The organism is [Mycoplasma] gypis (genome assembly GCF_016924775.1).
Taxonomy (GTDB): Bacteria; Bacillota_I; Bacilli_A; order Mycoplasmatales; family Metamycoplasmataceae; genus Metamycoplasma; species Metamycoplasma gypis.
In genome coordinates, this window is sequence record NZ_JAFFTD010000002.1 from 151,847 (window position 1) to 173,262 (window position 21,416).

Annotated in this window: 21 protein-coding genes; 18 read left to right on the forward strand and 3 right to left on the reverse strand. The window is 30.8% G+C overall.

The window, feature by feature from the left end; translation table 4 throughout:
* The first annotated feature begins 86 nt into the window (after positions 1-86).
* Genes JV175_RS02250 through JV175_RS02300 form a run of 11 tightly spaced genes read left to right on the forward strand, consistent with a single transcriptional unit; the run spans position 87 to position 9,932 of the window.
* Positions 87-1,331, forward strand: a complete 1,245-nt coding sequence (locus JV175_RS02250; RefSeq protein WP_205498917.1) for a phage portal protein — start codon at positions 87-89, stop codon at positions 1,329-1,331.
* Positions 1,294-3,240, forward strand: a complete 1,947-nt coding sequence (locus JV175_RS02255; protein WP_205498919.1) for an HK97 family phage prohead protease — start codon at positions 1,294-1,296, stop codon at positions 3,238-3,240. The genes JV175_RS02250 and JV175_RS02255 overlap by 38 nt, the downstream gene beginning before the upstream one ends.
* Positions 3,241-3,284: 44 nt before the next feature.
* Entirely contained in the window at positions 3,285-3,638 is a 354-nt protein-coding gene (locus JV175_RS02260) for a phage head-tail connector protein (protein ID WP_248284141.1), read from the forward strand.
* Positions 3,631-5,259, forward strand: coding sequence for a coiled-coil domain-containing protein (locus tag JV175_RS02265; RefSeq protein ID WP_205498922.1), 1,629 nt, complete (start codon positions 3,631-3,633; stop codon positions 5,257-5,259). The genes JV175_RS02260 and JV175_RS02265 overlap by 8 nt, the downstream gene beginning before the upstream one ends.
* Entirely contained in the window at positions 5,259-5,810 is a 552-nt protein-coding gene (locus JV175_RS02270) for a hypothetical protein (protein ID WP_205498924.1), read from the forward strand. Before JV175_RS02265 ends, JV175_RS02270 begins: the two co-directional genes overlap by 1 nt.
* Complete coding sequence (locus JV175_RS02275; protein ID WP_205498926.1) at positions 5,791-6,219, forward strand: hypothetical protein; 429 nt, start codon at positions 5,791-5,793, stop codon at positions 6,217-6,219. Before JV175_RS02270 ends, JV175_RS02275 begins: the two co-directional genes overlap by 20 nt.
* Complete coding sequence (locus JV175_RS02280) at positions 6,212-6,700, forward strand: phage tail tube protein (protein WP_205498928.1); 489 nt, start codon at positions 6,212-6,214, stop codon at positions 6,698-6,700. Before JV175_RS02275 ends, JV175_RS02280 begins: the two co-directional genes overlap by 8 nt.
* A 3-nt stretch (positions 6,701-6,703) precedes the next feature.
* On the forward strand, positions 6,704-7,045 hold the full coding sequence (locus tag JV175_RS02285; protein WP_205498930.1) for a Gp15 family bacteriophage protein: 342 nt from the start codon (positions 6,704-6,706) through the stop codon (positions 7,043-7,045).
* Positions 6,991-7,356, forward strand: a complete 366-nt coding sequence (locus JV175_RS02290) for a Gp15 family bacteriophage protein (RefSeq protein WP_205498932.1) — start codon at positions 6,991-6,993, stop codon at positions 7,354-7,356. The genes JV175_RS02285 and JV175_RS02290 overlap by 55 nt, the downstream gene beginning before the upstream one ends.
* Entirely contained in the window at positions 7,356-8,294 is a 939-nt protein-coding gene (locus tag JV175_RS02295) for a hypothetical protein (protein WP_205498934.1), read from the forward strand. Before JV175_RS02290 ends, JV175_RS02295 begins: the two co-directional genes overlap by 1 nt.
* A 3-nt stretch (positions 8,295-8,297) precedes the next feature.
* Positions 8,298-9,932 carry a hypothetical protein gene (locus tag JV175_RS02300; RefSeq protein ID WP_205498936.1) on the forward strand — a complete coding sequence of 545 codons (1,635 nt, stop codon included), beginning with the start codon at positions 8,298-8,300 and terminating at the stop codon, positions 9,930-9,932.
* Positions 9,933-9,970: 38 nt separating this feature from the next.
* On the opposite strand, the gene JV175_RS02305 is transcribed toward JV175_RS02300, so the two are convergent.
* Complete coding sequence (locus JV175_RS02305) at positions 9,971-10,408, reverse strand: hypothetical protein (protein ID WP_205498938.1); 438 nt, start codon at positions 10,406-10,408, stop codon at positions 9,971-9,973.
* 38 nt (positions 10,409-10,446) lie between these two features.
* Here JV175_RS02305 and JV175_RS02310 point away from each other — a divergent pair, with 38 nt between their 5' ends.
* From JV175_RS02310 to JV175_RS02340, 7 genes are all read left to right on the forward strand, one after another.
* Positions 10,447-13,707 carry a hypothetical protein gene (locus tag JV175_RS02310; RefSeq protein WP_205498940.1) on the forward strand — a complete coding sequence of 1,087 codons (3,261 nt, stop codon included), beginning with the start codon at positions 10,447-10,449 and terminating at the stop codon, positions 13,705-13,707.
* A gap of 22 nt (positions 13,708-13,729) precedes the next feature.
* On the forward strand, positions 13,730-14,638 hold the full coding sequence (locus JV175_RS02315) for a hypothetical protein (protein ID WP_205498948.1): 909 nt from the start codon (positions 13,730-13,732) through the stop codon (positions 14,636-14,638).
* Positions 14,639-14,650: 12 nt separating this feature from the next.
* A complete protein-coding gene (locus JV175_RS02320; RefSeq protein WP_205498950.1) occupies positions 14,651-15,046 on the forward strand; it encodes a hypothetical protein in 396 nt (131 codons plus the stop codon).
* Positions 15,006-15,257 (forward strand): hypothetical protein, encoded by a 252-nt coding sequence (locus JV175_RS02325; protein ID WP_205498952.1) that lies wholly within the window; start codon positions 15,006-15,008, stop codon positions 15,255-15,257. The genes JV175_RS02320 and JV175_RS02325 overlap by 41 nt, the downstream gene beginning before the upstream one ends.
* A gap of 75 nt (positions 15,258-15,332) precedes the next feature.
* Complete coding sequence (locus tag JV175_RS02330) at positions 15,333-15,839, forward strand: hypothetical protein (RefSeq protein WP_205498954.1); 507 nt, start codon at positions 15,333-15,335, stop codon at positions 15,837-15,839.
* A 3-nt stretch (positions 15,840-15,842) separates the two neighbouring features.
* Positions 15,843-16,451 carry a hypothetical protein gene (locus JV175_RS02335; RefSeq protein WP_205498955.1) on the forward strand — a complete coding sequence of 203 codons (609 nt, stop codon included), beginning with the start codon at positions 15,843-15,845 and terminating at the stop codon, positions 16,449-16,451.
* A gap of 164 nt (positions 16,452-16,615) precedes the next feature.
* Positions 16,616-17,374 (forward strand): tyrosine-type recombinase/integrase, encoded by a 759-nt coding sequence (locus JV175_RS02340; protein WP_205498971.1) that lies wholly within the window; start codon positions 16,616-16,618, stop codon positions 17,372-17,374.
* A gap of 33 nt (positions 17,375-17,407) precedes the next feature.
* Here JV175_RS02340 and JV175_RS02345 read toward each other — a convergent pair whose 3' ends face one another.
* Both JV175_RS02345 and JV175_RS02350 read right to left on the reverse strand, forming a co-directional pair.
* Complete coding sequence (locus tag JV175_RS02345) at positions 17,408-19,426, reverse strand: phage/plasmid primase, P4 family (RefSeq protein ID WP_205498987.1); 2,019 nt, start codon at positions 19,424-19,426, stop codon at positions 17,408-17,410.
* Between the two features lie 13 nt (positions 19,427-19,439).
* Positions 19,440-21,407, reverse strand: a complete 1,968-nt coding sequence (locus tag JV175_RS02350; RefSeq protein WP_205498989.1) for a hypothetical protein — start codon at positions 21,405-21,407, stop codon at positions 19,440-19,442.
* Positions 21,408-21,416 lie beyond the last annotated feature (9 nt).

Genomic DNA, 21,416 nt, shown 5'->3' on the forward strand with positions numbered 1-21,416 from the left:
TTTTTTATTTTTTTGTTATAATATTTATAACAAAAGTCAGAGAAAATATATAAAAACACCATAATAGGACCAGAAGGTGAAAAAAGATGGCTAATATTTTCTCAAGATTTTGAAAACCAAAAAGATTAAGGGGTGAAAGTTCTAATGACTTTTACTCTAATTTTAGTATTCCCCTAAATTGATCGCAGCAAAGCGCGTTAATTCGTTCACTTGAACCCAGCGAGCTAATGACTTACGGTATTATTGTCAGAGCAATTCAGCTAATCGCTAACGATATCGGAAAAGTAAACTTCAGACATGTAAAAGAAAATAAAGGGCAAAAACAATTTATTAATTCAGAAATTGTCCAAATTTTAAACCAAAAACCAAACCCCTATTTAACCCCGTGAGAGTTTCGAAAAATAATAATATGAAACTTATTTTTATATGGTTATTGCCCTTTATTTATTCAAAAAGATGAAAAAAATAACCCTAGTGCAATAATACCCATTTTCCCACCCTTTATTGCAAGAGATGAAAAAAACGGTGGTTATATTTTTAGCGACGACAAGGACAAACCCATCAAAATTGACGACAGTGTAATTATTTGAATCGACTACGAGATAATACCAGGATTCGAACGCATTACCCTTTCAACACTTTTTAAGTCAACGCTTACAAAAATAAAAGAAAACGAACTTTCAACCCTTAACGCCATCAAGAACGACATAAGCTATTCGGTATATATCAAAATTAGGGACGCAACAAGCAAGGAACAAAGACAACAAGCGGAAAAAGCGTTACGTGAAATGATTGAAAAACAAAAACGGGATGGCTCTTTTGCTATCGTGCTAGATGAACGATGAGAATTTGGAAAAGCAAGCGAAATAATTAATATGCGCCCTGACTTTCAAACCCGTAACGCACTAGGGCGAGAATTTGCAGCCGTGCTTGGAATACCACCCCAAAAATTAGGAATCGACGACCCGAATAAATACAACTCAAGCGCTGAGTTAAATAAGTCATATGTTGACAACTCATTAAAACCGTTATTGTTAAACATTTGTCAGCGATTAAGTTATTCACTTTTAGAACCAACAAGAGAATATATAACATATAAGCAGCTCGATCTGCTTAGCGTTGATATAAAAAGTATTCAAGAATTTGCAAGCTCGGCAATAAATAACGGTTATGCGACACCAAATGAAATAAGAAACTTAATCGGCTTAGACGCTCACCCAGATGGCGACAAGTTATTAATTAATTCAACCCTTGTCGAGATAAACCAACCCAACCCACCGAAAGGAGAAACAAATGCAAACAAACCAAAACCAGCAAAACGACAACAATAGCCCAAAAACACGTTTGTATAGCTATTCTAGTGGCTTAGTGGTACGAAACACAAACGAAGAAAATAAAACACCAAAAAGAGCAATTGAGCTAAGTGTTAAGTTAGATTCATGATCCCCCGTTTATAAAAATTTAAACGGACAAAAATACAGGGAAAAAATTGCCCCTGATTGTTTCGACTATAACGAACCATTAGAAAGACAAAAAATTAATTCATACCTAGACCACAAGATTGGAATAGAACACCTACTTGCATCAACAGCAAACAACACTTTAAAAATTCACAAGGAAGCGAATACTATTTTTGCAACTTTTGAAGTTAATGAACAAGACGCAATGCAAAGCAAGGTTGCCAATTTAATCGAATCAGGCGTAGTAAAGTCAAATTCGTTTATTTTTGAACCAGTCGAAACAAGCAAAAACATCAACAAAGACAAGCAAACAAGCGAAGATGTTGACTTTGAATTAATTTATAAAAAAGCTAGACTAATAAGCATTGATCCAGTATATTCCGGCTTTTACCCGCAAGACGAGTGCCGTGTATTTACTAGAGAATTAAAACCATATGCAGAGGAGTTTGCAAACCCAACCGAAGAAGATAAAAACGAACAAACCCAAACCAAAGGAGAAGACGAAATGAATAAAGAACAAATTGAAAAAATGTTGCAAGATGCACTAAAAGAATATAAAGAAAAAGAACAAGCAAATATTCAAACAAAACAACAACCACTTCAAGAAGTACAAACAAAAAACGAAGATACTGAAAAATTACAAAACTTAGAACAAAAGGTTAAAGAACTGGAAGCGCAACAATTAACAAAAAGAGCATTCGAATCTTTAACACATGCAAAAACCCAATTGAACCTTGAACAATTAAAAACAAAAGCAAAAAACGGAACTATTCAAAAAGATGAAATAAGCGAACTAATGAAGCAACAATATTACGCACTTACACCAGCTCAAAAAACTGAAGCACGTTTAATTAATTCAGTTATTTTTGATGCTTTTGAAAAAAGAGTATTAGACGGGACAACAAGCGAAAAAGGACTGGCACTAATCGAAACACACACCATGCCCGGAGTGTTAACAGAGTGACAAGCACAATTTCCAGAATTTACCGAACTTGCTAAAAAATACCCACTTACCGGACTTGATACACTTGTAAAAAACTTTTACGTGTCAGATCATAAACAAATAACAGAAATTGCTGAAGCGGCAGACTCTACAGCACTAGGTGGAAAAACTTTCAAGGTAACACTTTCGCCAAAAAGACATTCAATTAAGATTTCACAAAATAACGCCCTAACACACGGACAAGAACTTTGAGACGCTCAAACCCAAAACGCTAAGGATCAAATTATTAGGGACTTACGTAAAAACTTTTATGCCGGAATTTTTGCACACGCAGATCAAGCAATGGAACAAAGTACATATACAGGAGGTGTAACACTAGAAGCTAAAGTAGAAACAGCAGAAGTTGGAAAATTTACATTTAGCGACTTAGATGCAGTAATTACTAGAATCGTAGCAGAATACGGAGAAGGCGCACTTTCAGGCTTTGTATTCGCAACACATCCTGACATTCTTTCAGAGATGGAAAGAAGTTATATAAATAATACTCAATCAAGTTTTATAAATTTACTATATAACCCACAAACAAGAACTTACAGAGGATTACCCATTTTACTTTCACAAGAGTTTCCAACCAAGAAAATTGCTAAACAAGCAAAAGTTGGATTGCTATTCAAAAAAGAGGCAGTATGTGCTTACGGTTTAACTTTCATGATAGCAGATGATCCATATACAGACTTATCAAAAGACATCACCAACCGTTACGTTTCAACCCGTGGGGAAATTAAGCTAATCGACCCGTTTGTAAATTCACGTTATATTTTTGTAAAAAATAATTAAAAGAAAGGAGCAAGAGCAATAAATATTTATTGTTCTTTTTTTCTATGTTTGAGCAAACACAAGAACAAATATATTATTCTGAAATATTAGACGACTGAGCACAAGATGCAAAAATATCACTTGCAATTATCGATGAGTTTAGGGACACACTTTTAAGGGAATATATAGAAATTGCGCACCGTAATATATTAACTCAGTACTGTGGTTATAAACTAGCGGTTAACGAAATACCAAACCTAGAAGACCCAGTGGCGTTTTGCTTACAGGTTAAACAAGCAACAATTCACCTCGCAGCTACTTTTTTAGAGAACCCAGATATTACCTTACAAAATGCCCAAGGAATTGTTGACAAACGCATGATTTACAGAATTTTAGGGGACAAGGTACGTTATGAGTAGACAAATACACTTTAATAGTCGAAATTATAAAGAACCCTTTATTTTGTTAAAAATTAAAAAAAACACAAATTTAGGAATTGTTGAAAGTAAACAAATTTATTCGCGTGTAATTTTTGCGTCAATCATGAAAGACAACACTTTAATAGCCTCAACTTTTGAAAGAACAGAGCGCGAACGGTTAAGTATTAAATTTTTACAGTCGCAAGACTGAACACCGGAAATAAATGACCTTGTATATCGCGCCAAACGACTTTATACAATTGTTTCAGTGGACACTGACTTATTCAATCGACAAGAACAAAAAATAATTGCCGAGTATCTTGGAACTTTGGAAGAAAATGAAGAAATAAAAGAATATATTCAAGCGCTACCCCTAAACAACAACGAAATAGAAAAAGAGGTGTCGGTACTTAACCAAATAAAGCACCTACTCGACCAAAAAGCGAAAGTAACAGAAGTAACAGAATTAAAAAACAACTTAGAAGAAAAAATAAGCACCCTAGAAAAACAAAAACAAAACGAAGCGACAGCCTTAAAGCTTGAAGCAGTTACGAGTCTTTTAAACGATTATCAATTAAAAGCACAAGCACTAACCGAAAGACGCGTTAATGAGCTAATAACCTCAAAAATAGCAACAAAGGTAGAAACAAGCAATGTATATAATCGTGAAGAAATTGAGCAAAAGCTTAGTCAATATGCACAAGCAAGCGCACTCCAAAACTTAGCGCCTAAAACAGAATTGCAAAGCTTAGAAGAAAAAAAAGTCAATAAAGTTGATATATTTTCAAAAACTGAAATAACCCAAGCGTTAGACAAAAAAGCAAATGTTGATGAAGTTTATAAAAAAACAGAACTAGATTCAAAATTAGAAGCAAAAGCAGACAAAACTGCAACCGTAACAGCAGAAGAATTTAGAAGATACAAAGAAACACACGAACAGGCACATTCCGGAGAATTGCCAGAAACAACCCACAAAATTGAACAGCTGCAAACACAAGTTCAGGAAGTAGAACGAACAAATAACCAAACTAACCAAAAAACTCAAGAATTAGAACAACTAAATACAACAATAAGCCAAAAAATTCAAGAGCTTGAAACATTTAAAGAATTAATCGATTCAAAAATTAAACAACTAGAACAAGCAGATAAAAATATGGACAAAAATGTAAGGGGAACAAAACAAGCGGCTGCTCAAACTCTACAACAAATAAACTTTCACACTAGTGAAATAAAGGGACTAAAAGAAAAGATGAAAAAAATGGACCCGTTAGTTGAAAAAGTCGAGGAATTAAAACAAATAACAACAGTCAAAGACAAAACAACCCAAAACGAGCAAAGCGCATCAAGAAACACCCAAGAAATTGACAAGATAAACAAAAAAATAAAGCCATATAGCGAAGACTGAGACAGAATACAAAAATATATATTAAAGCCACTTTATTCGGACAATATTTCAAACACAATGCCAAAAAATAACGTGCAAGTATATTTTTACAATGAAGGAGACATTGAAAAACCTAAAGAGTTATTAACTAAAATTTTTGGTCTTTTATATTATTTTGTTGATTCTTTTGATTTAGAAAAATCAAATATTGACAAACTTAGAAAGCTAATAAAGTAATGATAGAATTAGACGCCCAATTATTACTTAATCACAAAGAAATTGAAGAGCTTAAAAAAATTGCTTTGGACCCTAAGTTTGCAACATATCTTCACAATAAAGCACACGATATAAAAAGAGAAGTAATACCAAAATTACCTTATAACACTAGTCGTTACCGTGATAACGTTAAACACATGAAGGACAGCCTTAAGGTAGCAAAACCAAAAATAAAAAACATAAAAATAGCTGAACAAAAAGCGAAGGGATGAACTGTGGTTATGTCTTTTCAAAATACAAAAAGGTACCCTTATATTGTTCTTGCCGGCTTTAGAAGAAACATAAGCTTAGCAAACAGAAGACTAAAAAAATTTAATGGAATACCAGAGCAAAAAATATATTTTACATATTCAAACCCACAGATGGAACCGTATTTATTAAACAAGACAATAAAAAGACACGCGCCTGAAATGGTTAAGGAATTAGAGCAAATATTAGCAAAAGGAGTCGAGGAGATAGATGCAAAAAACGAACTACAACAAAGCGCACCTAATGAGCTTAGATATTTATAACTTTTTAAAAGAAATAAAAAAAATTAATGTGCCGCCCTTTTGGTTTGAAATGCTAGATGAACAAACAAACCACGCACTTTTGTTTAGTATTCAGGAGTTAAATAACTTTAATTACATTTACATAAATGACAATTTATGACGTTTCAATTTTAAAATATCGCTTTACAGCGACAAAATTAATCGTATACAGCAGTTGCAACTGTTAACCCTAATATATAACGGTTTAAAAGAATACACGCCACAGAGCGAAAATATGACAATTGTAGCAAGAGCAATAAACAACGAAATAATAAACGAAACAAATAAAGAAATTTCAAGGGAATTCGACAATTTTATATTCGATTTAACCTCTCAAACTTATTCAATAAGTTTCGAACTAATTATTAAAAAAGGAGCAACACATGATTAAAACAAATAACGGGAATAAGTTATATATAGCAACTTACCCAGAACCATCAACAACCCCCGAAACAGCAGATTACAAATTATTAAATTTTGTAACTGACTTCAAATTCAACTACTCAGTTAAAAAAGAGGACCGAACCTATTTTCATAACAACGGGCTAACAACCTCACTAATTACAGGGGGAAGCCAGTCACTTAGTGTCAGTGTCGACTATGATGCAGACGATCAACTTCACCAATACTTAGTTTATTTACTAACAAACGACCCAACTAAGTCAAACAATCAATTCATCAAAATAGAATTTAACGATGAAATAAAACGAACAACATCAGCGGTATCGCTAAACGAAAAAGGGCTAATTTTAAAAGGTAAAGCAGTTTTATTATTTAAAAATTCAATACCAAACGGCTCAGCAAATGAAATTATTAAGCTTCAATTCGATATATTACCCCAAGACAATAAATGAGACATAACTAAAGCTTAATTTATGAGTCTTTTAAATTGTGACGATATTTTAAATATCAACGAAAAAGATATATTTATTTTTCACGGGCAAGAATTCGAAATTGATACCAGTTTTTTAAGTGTTATAAATTTTCAAAAATACACAGAAACTAAAGATTTAAACAATATTTTAAACACATCAGCAGAAGCTAACGAACAATTTTTAAAAATATTTTTCGCTAAACCTGAACAATTTATTCAGTTTTTTGAACTACTTAAAAAATACCCAGTTAAACACATACAGCAAATAATTGAGCAGTTATTTACATTTTGATACCAACAAACAATTCCTTACATTGAGCAAAACGAAACCGAAAAAAAGTAACAGAAGTCTACCTTGATTATGTCGAGGACTTAGACACTATAGTAGCAAACTTTAGGCAAGTTTATAACCTTGAACCCTTGCAAGTTTTACGGCTTAAATTTAAATTGTTTATAACATATTTAGCAAATTTACCAGCAACGTCAACGCTTAGCCAAATAATGCAAATAAGAGGACTACCGGACTCAGAAATTGAAGACGACAAAATATTAAAACTAAAGCAAAAAATAAGACTAAAAAAACAAACCCCACAACCATCGCAAGAAGCACTTGGCTTATTTGTTGAATCAATTATTAGCAAAGGAGGAAAATAATGGCAATCGGGAAAGTAACACTAAGCGCGCAACTAAATACCAAGAGTTTAGACAAAGCACTTTCAAACATGCAAAGAAAAATAAAAAGTTCTGTTACAAATGTTAAAAACATTTTTTTAGCGGCAAGATTGGGAAGCTTTCTATTTAGTGGAGCAGAAGCAAGCATTCAAGAATTTATGGCAAAAATGAGATTAAAGGCAAACCTTAAGGAATTAGGATTCGAAGACAAAGCGCAAGCAATTCAAGGACTGTCGGACAACTTTGAAAAATTAGGGTATTCAGCAGATACTGCAAACGATGCATTTGCACAATTTATAGCCACAGGAAAAGCGACAACCTTACAAAGCATTGGAATATATTTAGATAAAAATACCAAAGCAACGCTAAGCGCCTCAACAGCCCAACAACGTCTTAATTTTTTAATTCGTGACGGAAATAAATATTTAAAACAACAACAAGACGCAATGCCTCAAAACATTAAAACAATGATTGAGTTAAAGAAGTCAGCAGAGGACACTAAGAAAGCATTGGGACAATCTTTTATGCGAGTTTTAAATAATATTGTTCAAGGTTTTGGGGGAGTTGAAGGAGCTATGAAGACAGCAATTGTTTCTTTTACAGCTTATAAGATTGCTACAATTATCGGAAACGTTGGAATTGGTATATCTAAAGCAATAGCTCAAGGGGGAGTATTTGCAGCCCCCGTTGCAATAGCAATGGGAATCAGTTCACTTGCGGCAATTTTGGGACTTGTAGGAGCGTCAGCGGTGGCTATTAATTCGATAAATTCAGCACAACAAAACCCAGAAAACACAACCACCAACCAACCAATTCAAAAAATTGAGATATCGGTAAAAAATGACCGTTACGGGCAAGAAGTCGTAGAAAGTGGGGGAAATGCTAGAAAATTACAAACCTCGTTCGGGAGTTCTAATTAAAAAATGGAACTTAACGGCTTTCAAAAAAATTTAGTTTTAACCATAAACGGAGACAGCCAGTGGGCATTCGGGGGCGTTGTTTCTTTTGACTTTCATGCTTTTAACTTTTCAAAAATTACAATTAATAACGTAATTCATAAAAGCGTATTGCAAAATAATAAACATTTAGATGTAACGGAGTTTTTGACAAAAATTGACAACTATTCAATTGCAACACTTTCTTCAAATGGTCGTGTATTTTTTACCGGAATAATAACCTCAATTGGACGCATCAGCTTAAAACCTAATACCCTAAAGGACTTTAGTATTGAAATAAGCGACATAAGACTTTGACTAAGTAAAAAAACCCCTAACAATATTCAATTCGTGGACGTTACCCCAACCGAAGCACTTAACTTATTCATTAAGGGACTAAACGAGAAAAAAATAAAATTGGGAAGTGTTAATTTTACAGATAATACAAAAATTGTCGCATATGATACAGCAAATAAAAACGCTTATAGCATTTTAAAAGAGGTAATTGCAAACCAAACGCGAAGCTTTTTATATTTTTCATCTAATAATTCAGGCGATGTATTAATTAATTTTATGTCGCAACAAAATTACGAAAATAAGAAAAAAACAGCCAAGGTATTAAATGCAATAACACCCCAAACGGTTAACCATTTAAAAATTACCGATATTCGTTTGGACAAGAATGCAGACAGTTATGCGAATCGCTTATATTTTGAAAGTGAAAATATTATTTATAACCAACCAGCAACAGAAACTTTTATACTACAAGGTTCGCAAGATGAGTATATTTTGAAAAATACAATTGGAAAACATAACCCCAACCCGTTACTTAACTTTTTTTATGAAACAACAAATAACCAAAAACCCACCCCCCTTATTGTTTTAGATGCTAACCAAAAAGCTCAAGGACTTGATTGCCATTTTTATTATGAACCTAATAGCAACAAAATAAAGAAGTCAAAAAATTGAGATGTTGCTAATGCTTTTGTTTCTTTTTCTTATTACCCAAAAGGAAGATTCGGGGTTATATTAGAAAACACTCAAGAAATTGACAAAATAAAACAGCTTACAAACTTTGGCGGAGATGTGTTTTTATATGATAAATATAACGACTATTCAAATTATGATGATTTATATAAATTTACTAACAGTGAACTTTTAAAAGTTTCAACATTCGCTAATACCCTAGAAATTGACACAAATAAAGCCAGTTGAAATATTAGCGATGTAATATATCTAAACTATTCAATTCAGGCAGATGGCTTTTATATTTGTATTGGTTACCGTGGAACATACAACCAAGCATCAGATGAACTAAAAATAACATATATTTTTAAAAATTCGATTAATGCAGATACCTTATTAAATTTTTATGATTCACAAGCATTTAGAGACAAACCATTATTCGCAAATAAACAAACTTTTACGAAGAGCATTGAAACAAGTGCAGATGGTAATATATGACACATAAAAACTCTTAACAATCAACCAACCCACCAGCCAACGCTAGTAACTAACTCAATAAAACTAAATACCAAATTGCCTTATTTATTCAATTTTAACAGTCAAAAAATGAAACTAAAAAGTAGACAAAAAAATAAAACCATTATAACAATCAAATAAAAAAAAGAGCCCTAAAGCCCTTTAACAAAAAAGCGTTTTTATTTTCTTAATTTTAATAATTTGTATGTTGCAAACGAAGACAATAAAACAGCATGAAACATAATAAAACTGATTGAAATAATAAAGATAAGTTCATATATTTTTCATTGTTGTTTAAGTAATAAAAGATTTGAAACAGTTAAACTTTGCTCATCAGTGAGTTCATAATCGATTGGATGCAGTGCTTGATACAAAGCATTCCCCGAACCGTTTAATTCACTCATATATTTAAGCCCTCAGCCGTTATTGTTGTTTAGTCATCCTTGTTTTGAAAAATTAATCTCTTCTAACGCAATTTTTTCAAGTTCGGGATGTTCTTTGTTTTTATAAACAACGTCTTTTTCATGAAGTCCAAAACCAAGCAAGAAGCAACAAGTTATTAAAATGCTAATACCTAAGCAAATAAAAGCAATTCAAAAAATTTTATTTTTATTCATAATATCACAATTATAAACCCAAACCAAAGGAGCGAACAATGAAAAAACCATGATTCAGCACATATGAAGAATTTATAGCCCAAAAGCTACCAACAAAACCCCAAGTACGAGCGTTTTTTAATTACATCATAAACCCAAGTGCCGAAACTTTCGACAATAAAACAAAAAAAACAGCTTTAGAAATTGACAAAAATAACAAAATATTCGAAGTTTACCAAGCTAGAGACATAGAAAAATTAAAAAATTTTAATAATAAGCAAATTTTTAAAGAAGAATTTACGAAATGAGCAAAACTTTACATAAAAAAAACAATTCTAAAGCCTGAAAATGATGCAAGTTATTTATTAGCTCAGAAATTTTTAACAGATAGCGAAGAAATATTGCAACAAATTGAACAACAAAAAAATAATATTGTTTTTAAACAGTATTTTAATAATTCGCTTGTTTTAGTTACAAATTTTAAAATTAGCTCAAGCTATCAGCTACCACAAACAAATATAAATGTACCTTTTAAACAAGAATTTAGCGAGATTACAATAATAAAAAACCCAGTTGGAAATAAAGAAATACAAATATTTAAATTTTTCAATTTATCAAGTTCGCCCGAATTGTTTAAAACCGTTTTAAAAGCTAAAACCAACGAACTTGGCTATTTGTGAATGTTTACTAGTGAAGGTATTTTATTAAAGATTAACAAGCTATTCGAAGAACAACCAGTAGCCGAATTGCTTTCATATTTTGACATTTACGAAGCTACAAAAAACAACGATAAAAGCGAAGACACCGTACCTCCAGCAAGTTTTATAAAAATGGTAGATTTTAGCGAAACAACAACTGAAAAAAATAAAATTGATTTAATTATCTATACCAAAGCTAACGACTTTTATTATATGAAATTTGTTATGAATCTAAACCCCGAAGCAAGTGCAGTAATTTATAAATCAGCCGTGAGATTAGGCGAACAAACTCCCACCCATTACAGCTATGGATTTGAAATGTCAAACGTTAACAATATCGCAGTAAATAATTTTATAAAAAACATTAATAAAAAAAGTCGGGAATTTTGTAATTTATTCATAACCAACTCAGGAAGAAGTAAAACCCAACAAACTCAAAAAAATAAATTTGAGCAGTCATGAATTAATAAAAAATATAACAGCACTGACTGAGTGTCGCTAAGTACCAAAAAAAGCGAGTGAACACAATACACCGTTTTAAATGATTCAAGAATAAAAAGCAAAGATGTAAAGACATTTAAATTTAACTTATTAGAAGATCCAAATTTTAAAATAATTTATGACACTTATAAAAAAAATAATTTAAAAGAACGTTGAGAATTTAGCAAGGATTTAAAACTTGACTTATATTTATATACTTTAACTAATAAGAGAAAAACACCAACATTCGACAAAGAAGAGATGGGAACAAAACCTTATTGAAAACAAGTAACAGAACAACACCCAAATAGCTACACAATAAATTATTGAAACCAACAAAAATACAAAAACAAAACATTCACTTTTACAATCGATAAAACAAAAATAAAAAGCCTTTTAGAACAATCGGAACCAGTGCTTTATTTTGATGCCGAAATTTTGGAAAAACCAAGTCAAAAAAGTCAAAGCGATGAACTAAGAAGACAAAACGATGAGTTACTTTCACATATGTTTTCAACTAGTGGAATAACAGAAAGCGAAAAATATAAACGTTTGCAATTGATTCTTAAAACTGAACAAGGCAATACAGAATTAGCAAGAAGCGAACAAAATATGTTTTTTACTGATGATGATTATAAATATAACCAGCAAAGAACTCAGTGAGGATGAGTGTTTAGATTTTCAGAAGCAAAAATATTATTCGACGGAATCAGCTTTGAAGAAGATACCCAAAACAGAGAACTAGACAACTCAGCGCTTAAAATAGTCATAAGAGAAGATGAAAACAATAAAAACGGACTTCGCTTTGATGTTGAAAATAAAAAGGAAAATACATACGATTCCAGAGCCGGCTTTTTCGTTAATTCTGATTATGTTGTCCCGTTAAAAGTACGAGAAAGAACAGAAAGCGCACCAACTTGACGGCTTTATTCTTTCAATAGTTCGTTTAATGCTTTGTATAACGAAGATGGGACAATTAAGCAAATAATACAAAATAAACAACCATTCGAAATATTTAGTCAAGACGATGAATTTTATTTATACAAGATTGATAACGAAAACAACAGCGCAAGTATTTTATTAGCAATAACACCAGAATGAAATTTAGTAAATTTAATTACTCAAAATTTAGACACAACGGAGTATGATTATATTAGTTTTAGTCAATACCTACCAGCAGAAATAACTGGTGAAATTGATTGTAAAAATAATCCATACCCCATTCAATGAATGGAACAAAACCATGCGCGTTTATTAATAAAAACAAAGCAAAATAAATATTATTATCTAACTACAAAAAACGACGCTCGACCCTTTTCAACAAATAATTATCCTTATTTATATAAAAAACTTGCAAATTCTGACACATTAAGCGAAACATTCACACCGGCAACGATGGACGCTTATGAGATGCAAACAATCGATGGAATCGACACAAGTTACGAAGAGTATAAACAAATGCTTGAAACTTTAGGCAATAGAGCCACAGAAGAACAAAAAAGGTTATTAAGTACCAGCTTTAAACCAAGAAACGTAGCAAGCGCAAATATAAGCAATGTAGCACAAAATGGAAGCGAAGTAACATTCACTTCGATAATTGACGCAAACACCCTAAAAACATATAAACAAGATACCATTCCACAAGATTGAAAAATTTACGACAATAATAAAAACGAGCTTTTTAGCTTTCAAAAAGAATTTTTTAAGACTAACCACGAAACTATTTTATTAAATTATAAAATTAACTTTAATTTTTGAGATGGTAGGGAAAACGACTGAACAAGAAACGAACAAAAGTCGCAACAGTTTGCAGGAATTTATAGCAATTTAGCAAACGCAAACAATTTTATAATTGAATACCTTGTTTTTACAACCACAGACAACGCAACACATACCACCAAAAAAAGAAAATATAAAATTGAGCCTGATGATTGCGAAATTAATGGAAATGCGTTATGACTAACAGTCTCTTTCGCTCATGATTTTGGAAATGAAACAAGTGGTTCAATAACATATTCAGACTTTTATTTTACAAACGAAGAGGAGACAACCAGATGAAACTTAACAGACTGAGAACCTTTCACAATTACAAACGCAGAACAAACTGTAATAAAAGATTTTGCGCTTTGCTTAGATTTTTAAAAATTAAAAAGGAATGTAAAAAATGTCAGCTATTAAAAAAATAACCTTTGAAAACAAGCAACAAACTAATACAGTTTTTAACGTACCTTTAACACAACAAATAACAGCCACAGACATCAACCAAATAAAAGACGTTGTAAATACTTCAGCCGACAAAATTAACGAGCTAGAAAGCACGCAACAACGACAAGCAAGCGACTTAAGAAGTGCTAAAAGTGATATTTTAGACATCAGTAGAAAAGCTAACCAAAACGAACAAAAAATAAGAGAACTAGAAACATCACACCCAACAACCTCAAGTGCCTCAATAAATGAAAGTCGTGTTAATGAATTAATTATTCAAAAAGTTACACCAATTCAAAGCGTCTCAAACGAAGCAAGACAAAAAGCAACCCAGAACGCAAGCGATATACAAAATATTAAGGGACAATTGACAAACTTACAACGACAACCACAAGGGGCTACAAAAATTCCAACGTTTAAGCTAAAAAAATACCCAACGTCATCGTTACAATTAACCGAAGCGAATTATTGAGAACCTTTTAAAACCTCAATAAATAAAAAAATATCTTATCCAAGTGTTTCTCTTGGATCTACTAATGTCGTAATTAGGTATGTTTTAAGTTTAAGAATTAAAAACGCAAATAAGGATCACTGATTATCAGCCTCGAATTTATTGTGATTCTTTTCGCCTGTAAAAGGAAATATGATGTTTTCAAATAGTGACGAAAACGAAAACTATCACCAAACTGTCGTTTGCTATTTTGATAACTCAACTTCAACCGCTTATCTCCTTGACTTTGCGCTTAACCCCGAAAGCGATGGAATCGCGATAACAATGCAGGCAAATTCTTTATATGATGGGAGATTTTTTAAAAAGACAATCGACATTGAATATAACTGAGCTGTTGAATATTTAAGCTACTCATAGAAAGGAGGCAAGATGATTTTATTTATAACAATGCTTATATTGCAATGCATTCAAGCAAGCGACCAAAGTATTGCACACCTTATTCCCAACATTGAAGAGCGTATTGACTTTGATGCATTTAAACAGGTACTTAACCTTAACCAGTTCGAAGCTCTTGGACGTGGTGGAACATTTGTGTTTAAAATAGCAATTGCAGTCGAAGCGTTTTTGGAACTTTGAGTCCTGATTTTTAAAATTTTACCCCGTTACATTGCAATAGCATGAAAGAACAAAAAAACTAAAACAATAAACGAAGTGGAAACACTTAAAGCAATAAAAACAAAAATAGAAAACAATATTAAATTAACTCGAAAGGAACAAAATTTTTATGAAAAAAGAATCAAACAAAACAAACAAAAAACAAAATAAAAAAATATTTTTAACTTTATTACTTTCATCACTAGCAGTTGTCACTGTTGCAACACCAACAATCTCAGCTTCTTGTGGTACACCCTTTAAAAAATTAAGGGGGAAAATTAACGGAAAAATTCAAGATATCAAAAACAAAGTTCACAAAAATAACGAAACTAACCCCCAACCAGCTCAACCACAACCCGAAACACAACCTAAACAAAAATAACAATAAAGGAGAATAATAAACGTGCTTAAATGATTGCAAACCCTTGACCGAACCAAACGATTAACGATTTATATAATGTCGATTATTTTGGGACTGCTTGCCTTTTGTTTAATTATTGCATCAATTGTAAACGATGGAATTAATAGTTTTGCAAAGTCTTTTTATTTTCAAGAACAAAAACTTGTCGAAGATGATAGATGAAAAGAATTTATGAGTTATGCAAAAGAAAAACAACTACCAAGCGAAGTAATCGAAAAAATACGTGACGTGTTTGGCGATGGTTTATATATAACAATTGAAAGACAAAACGCAATGGGCTTTGGTTTCTTTATATCTACGATGGTTTTAATTTTGGTAATTTGTATTATTATAGTTAGTTCAATAACATATATTTCAATTCCATTATTAAAATATCAAACCCACACAGCATATCGTGAAAATATGATGACTGAAGAACAGTTTGCGAAGTTTCTAGATTTATACGATGAAATTGAAAAAAACGGATTCAAACACAAACGCCAAGCATTGCAATTAATTGACGAAGAATTAAACAAAAAAGAAGAAGAACAGGGAGAATATTAAAATATGTCTAATTTTTTAGATGAATTAGAAAAGCAACATAAACCATTAAAAAAGCGAACTAAAAAAATATTGATATTTTTGGGAGTGTTCGCAGTCATCTTTTTAATAAGCACAATTTTATTATTTACACCCTTTAAAAAAGAAAGTACTTTTGAACTTATCATAAAAGAATTTAAACAACAACAATATGACTCAATATTAATATCTAAATTGGTAGCCGGTTTTTTTACATGGGTTTTTATCGTTTGAACTTTAAGCCTAAGAATTGCCCAAAGCATTTTATTTTACAAATATAGAAAAATAGTAAATAACGAAATTGAAAAAATTGACAGCGTAAGCACTGAACAAACAGGAAAGGAACTCCACATGAGCAAATTAAACGCACAAACAAAAAAACAAGCAAGAGACGAGAATTTTATAGCTAATTTATTAAATACATGCATAGCACTGCAAAAACCACTTATAGGCTCTGCAACTATGGATGTAAGGGAAATTTTAAATAACCCGCAATATAACTCAAAGCAAAAAAAGTTATTAATATCGCAGCTATTAAAAAATAACGGAATAGATCCAAAGAATAAAAAAATTTTAGAAGTAATTACAAAACTTTAACATGTTACATAGCCCAAAAAAATAGGGCTATTTTATTTTTTTTATTTTTTTTACTATACTTTTATGATTTTTCGTATTATAATATTAGTGCATGAATAAAATACTAAAATAACAAAACACACAAATAAAAAAATAAAGTAAAAAAATATAAAAAAGGACTTTTTATGATTGAAGAATATTTAGACTATTTGCATAGTGTCGGTAGAAGTTCAAAAACACTAGAATTATATAAAATAGTACTGACTCTTTTTGAGGTTGATAAATTACCAGCATCGCAAATTGCTCAAAACATACTAGACACTAAAATTCAAGTAAATACAAAAAAAGTATATAAAACAATAATAAAATCATATTTTAAATTTTTCAATAAAACTAAAGAAGCACAACTTTTTGAACGTCTTAGTGTTGGACAAGTGCATAGAAAACTGCACACAGTTATAAACCAACATGACATTTTAACAATTACCAAATTAAAAGAAAACGACAAACCAAACCAACGAGCGATTAAAATATTATGCTTGTTTCTTTTTGAAACTGGTATACGAATTTCAGAACTTAGCAAATTAAAACAAGTCGGAAACAATTTATTTGTTGTTGGTGGTAAAGGTAATAAAACACGGCAAATATTTTATAACTTACAAACATATGAATTATTTAAAAAAGTTTATAAAACAAAAATATCAAAGCTAAAAAAACCTGATGACTGAATTAGATACAACATTCATAAATATATTCGCCCTGACATCAGTCCTCACTCGCTTCGCCGTTCATTTGCTACACATTTAATTTATAACAATGCTCCAATTTCTACTGTGTCTTGACTTATGGGACATGCTTCGTCAGTTACAACACTACAATATATTCACCCCACACTTGAACAAAATAAAAACATTTATGAAGATATTATGTTAAAACACAAATAAAAAAACACCTTGTGTTGGTGTTTAAGTGTTTAATTATGCAACTTCGAAAACCTCATAAGCAGATGAATTGTTAATTACTCGTCTTATTTCGATATCTTTAAAAAACGCCAATACCTCAGCTTTAAAATTCTGTAGGTTTAAAGGTTTATACTGAAAGTCTTCACAAAAAATTTTATAATCAGAATAAACGCTTTTAATAGCTCGACCACTCAGAAAGCGACCATCTTCGGTAGTAATAAAGCCATTAATTGGACCGTTTTGAAAAAATGAAATGACGTTTGAATTTTGTTCCTTGTAGTTTTGCAATAAGTTTTTAACACTTTCTGAATTACTAAAAGTGTTATTATGTTTTAAACGTTTCAAACCTTCCAACGCAAGATGAAACAAAGCATTCATGTTATCGGGTGTTTTTAAGTCGTCTAAAATATTTTTATTATCTTTATCACCTTCAAACCTAACCACAAATGGAACAATTATAAACCTACGAAAGTAACCATCGCTTTTTTCCTGTGTTGTCGGTAGTTTATTAGTCGCAAAAATTAACTTCGCTTTATTTTTAAAAGTAAAAGAATTTTTCCCCTTGAATTCAGCCATAACAGTGTCTCCTGTAACCAGCTTTTTAAGCATTGAAGGATCCTTTATATGTTCGGTACTAATATCAGCTCCCAAATTTACAAGCTTGTCAAGTAATAAACTAGTTGAAAAACGTTTATCAAAGTCCTCAAGGCTTAAATTGACACAGTTATCCACTCCAAAAAAGTAGCGTAATAAGTCAATAAAAGTCGACTTCCCGTTTCTTGCGCTTGGTCCATATAAAAGCAGTGCTTTTTGGTATCGGGTGTCCTGAGTTAAACAATAACCCACGAACTCAAATAATATTTTTTGCAAGTTTTCATCGTTTGCAGTAATGTCTTTAAAAAATTTTTTAATTGCATCAAATTTGCAAAACAAAGGGTCGTAAAATACATTAATTTTATTTATGACAAAATAATTGGGGCTAAATTCTAAAAATTTGAAATTTTGAACGTCATATAACCCGTTTTGCAAAGCGATAATATTTTCTTCTGGTTGTCTTTTGGGTACTAATAAGCTAACTTTTAAGGTTTCCAAAATTTGGTTTACTTGTGGTATTTCTAGGGTTTGTTCTTCCTTGATAATTAGCCCTTTTATTTCATTGTCTCCCCGCACGTAAGTATTATTATTAAAATCATAATAATATAATTGCTCTGAGTATTTAACTAATAAATACTTTTTTATAAAAAAATCACAAAATGCATTATTTAAAACCCTACCCTTATCAGAAAAATAATTCCGTTCCCTGAAACTTTCAAAGTATTCATCAAAGCCACTAAATAACGAATTTAAAGAATTAGCATCCATTGGGGTAGCAAATAAAATGTTATTAATAATTGTAAAAAGGTTATAAATTTGTTTTTTAGTAAAGCCAGCACGCACTAGTACTTTAATACGCTCAAAAAGGTTATTCCGTCTACTTCCTTGTGCTAAGTTGATTGGGGTGGGTAAATCTTTAAGCGGGTCGCCTTCGATTGGTGTTAGTTCCATTGGTAATATATCAACTTTGTTATTAAAACGTAATCAGTTACGAATTTTATTATTTTTCTTAATAACCACATATGAGGTTGCATTAGCACTTTTTATATCAGCTCTAATTCCACAAGGTAAAACAACATCAGTATAATTTTTTATGCCGTTGGGTGGACATTTAAATCAAAAGTGAAATCCTCTAGTTGTCTCCATGATACTGGTTTCTCAGCCGTAACTGTCAACTAATTGCAACATTTTTTTATATGCTTCGGGGTGATCTTTGTTATCGATGTCAACAACACAATAATTGTTTTCCAGTATTAAACCTAAATTGGCTTCGCTTTGACATTCTGAAAACGGTAGTCGGTTAATTGGGTTTTTTATTGATGCTTTTGGGGTTTTGTCTTCATTTAGTACTACGAATCTACTGTTTTCAAAAAATGCAAACACATCTTGAACATTTTTATATTTTTCAATTGTTAATGCTTTATTGCTTTGGGTGTCCATTGTTTGTCTCCTTTTAATTGTTTTTTAAATAACAATTTTTGCAAACTTCATAATTTTTTATTTTTCGGATGGTTGTTTCATTTTCTAAACTATTCCCACAAAATTGACAGCTTAAGCTCTGACCAGGGTAGCTAAAAGCTAATTTTTTTATTTGGTGAGTTGTTTGTGTTTTTTCATATAATGCAATACGTTGTAAAATTAAATATTCATAATACTTTAAATCAACGCAATTTATAAACTCATTAAAAAAATCGCTATTGTTTTGTATTTTTATAAGGTTAGTTATTTTATTTCGTTCCGAGCTTAGGGGTATTTTTATTTTCGTGTTGTTTTTTGCTACTTTAAAAATAGGTCCATCGCTTGGCAATTTTGAAAAATAAAAACGTAGGGTGTTAAAATCTTCTATTGCTTTGTTTTGGTATCAAAAATATTTATAATCACTGCCAAGGGTTGCAACTTGCATAAATAAACTAACATAAAACGGGTTTAAATATTTTTTTATTGTTTCCATCGGTTCAATATTAAAAAGTAAATAGTTAACGCAAGCGATATCGATGATATTGAGCGAATTATTTAAACTCTTCGAGTCTCCCCTAAAACCATCTAAAAAAATAAAGTTATTAATATTTTTTACTTGTGCACCTTTGCTTATTATTTCGTTTGCAGTAGTTAATGCAACATAATTATTCACGTCCTTTTGAACTAAGGTTTTCAGGGTGGTTATTTTTGTTTTTAGTTTGGTGACTTTTTCAAATGTTTCAATTACTTTTTTAAATTTGGTTTTGTTGTTTTGCTCGACTTGTATAAATATACCGTCAGTATTAGTTTGTAAAATGTTAGCAAAGTTTTTAACCATTAAAACTAACATAAAAATAATTAGTTGTCCTGTGTTTGCGATTGCTTGTCTTTGTTTAGGGTTAAACATTTTTAAATAACTAAGTTCCATTGCTCCAAAGACACGAACTAAAATATTTTTTAAATAAAGACGCTTTATTTCGTCGCTAGTCGAGTTTCTTAACTGAATAATATATTTAATTGTTTTAGCTATTTCAAGCTCTTGTGGTGTATTTATGAACGTATTAGCGATAATATTGGCATAGTTGCTTACTATATCAACGCTATAAATTTCAGAATCATAAATTTTTATATTGTTTTGAGCTTGATGCAATCCCCCTTTTGAAAAGGTAAAGATATTATTATTTAAATTAATGTCAAAAAAATAACCTTCGTCACTTGCTAAATTTCTGTCGACATAATAAACAAAGTTTTCGAATTTTTCAATAATAAAATAATAAGAATTAAAAAACTGTTTATATATTTTTTTTATAAAGTCAGGCGCATTATATTTATAAGTTTTATAAGTTACCGGAGTCGGTGCTTTTTTACCTTCTCAGAACACGCCATCAATTAAACGGGTGTCGGTGTATTTTAAATAATTATTATTTAATTTATAATCTTGAATAACTTGCAAACGTGCTTTATAAAGATCGATATATTTAAAAAATAAAATTCTTAAATTTTGTAAGTTTGTTTTTATTATTTTTTTAATGGTGTTTTTATTGTTTTGACTTAATTGGGTATATGTTGTTAATTTTGGTAAAACTTCTAAGCCTAAAAACGCAAAGTATTTATTTAAAGTAATTTTTGGACTAGGTAAATAGTTAGCCATATCTACTTCAAAATATTTTTTTGTTGTTTTTATTAAGTTACTAAAGTCGTTATTTATTAGCTTGTTTGCTAATTTAAAAACTTCTAAAAAAGTGGCGTTATTAATAATTAAGTCTAATAATAAAAAATCATATTTTGAACCATTGTAACTAATTAAAAAATTAGCATTAATATTTTCGGCTACAAATGTTTTTATTTTGTTTTGATTAGTAAAAAAATAAATTTCGTTATTCTCTACATCGCAAAAACTGACAATATAACAATTTTTTAATACTTCAATTTTAAGCAAGTAAGTTTTTATATTTTGAGACATATTTTTAAG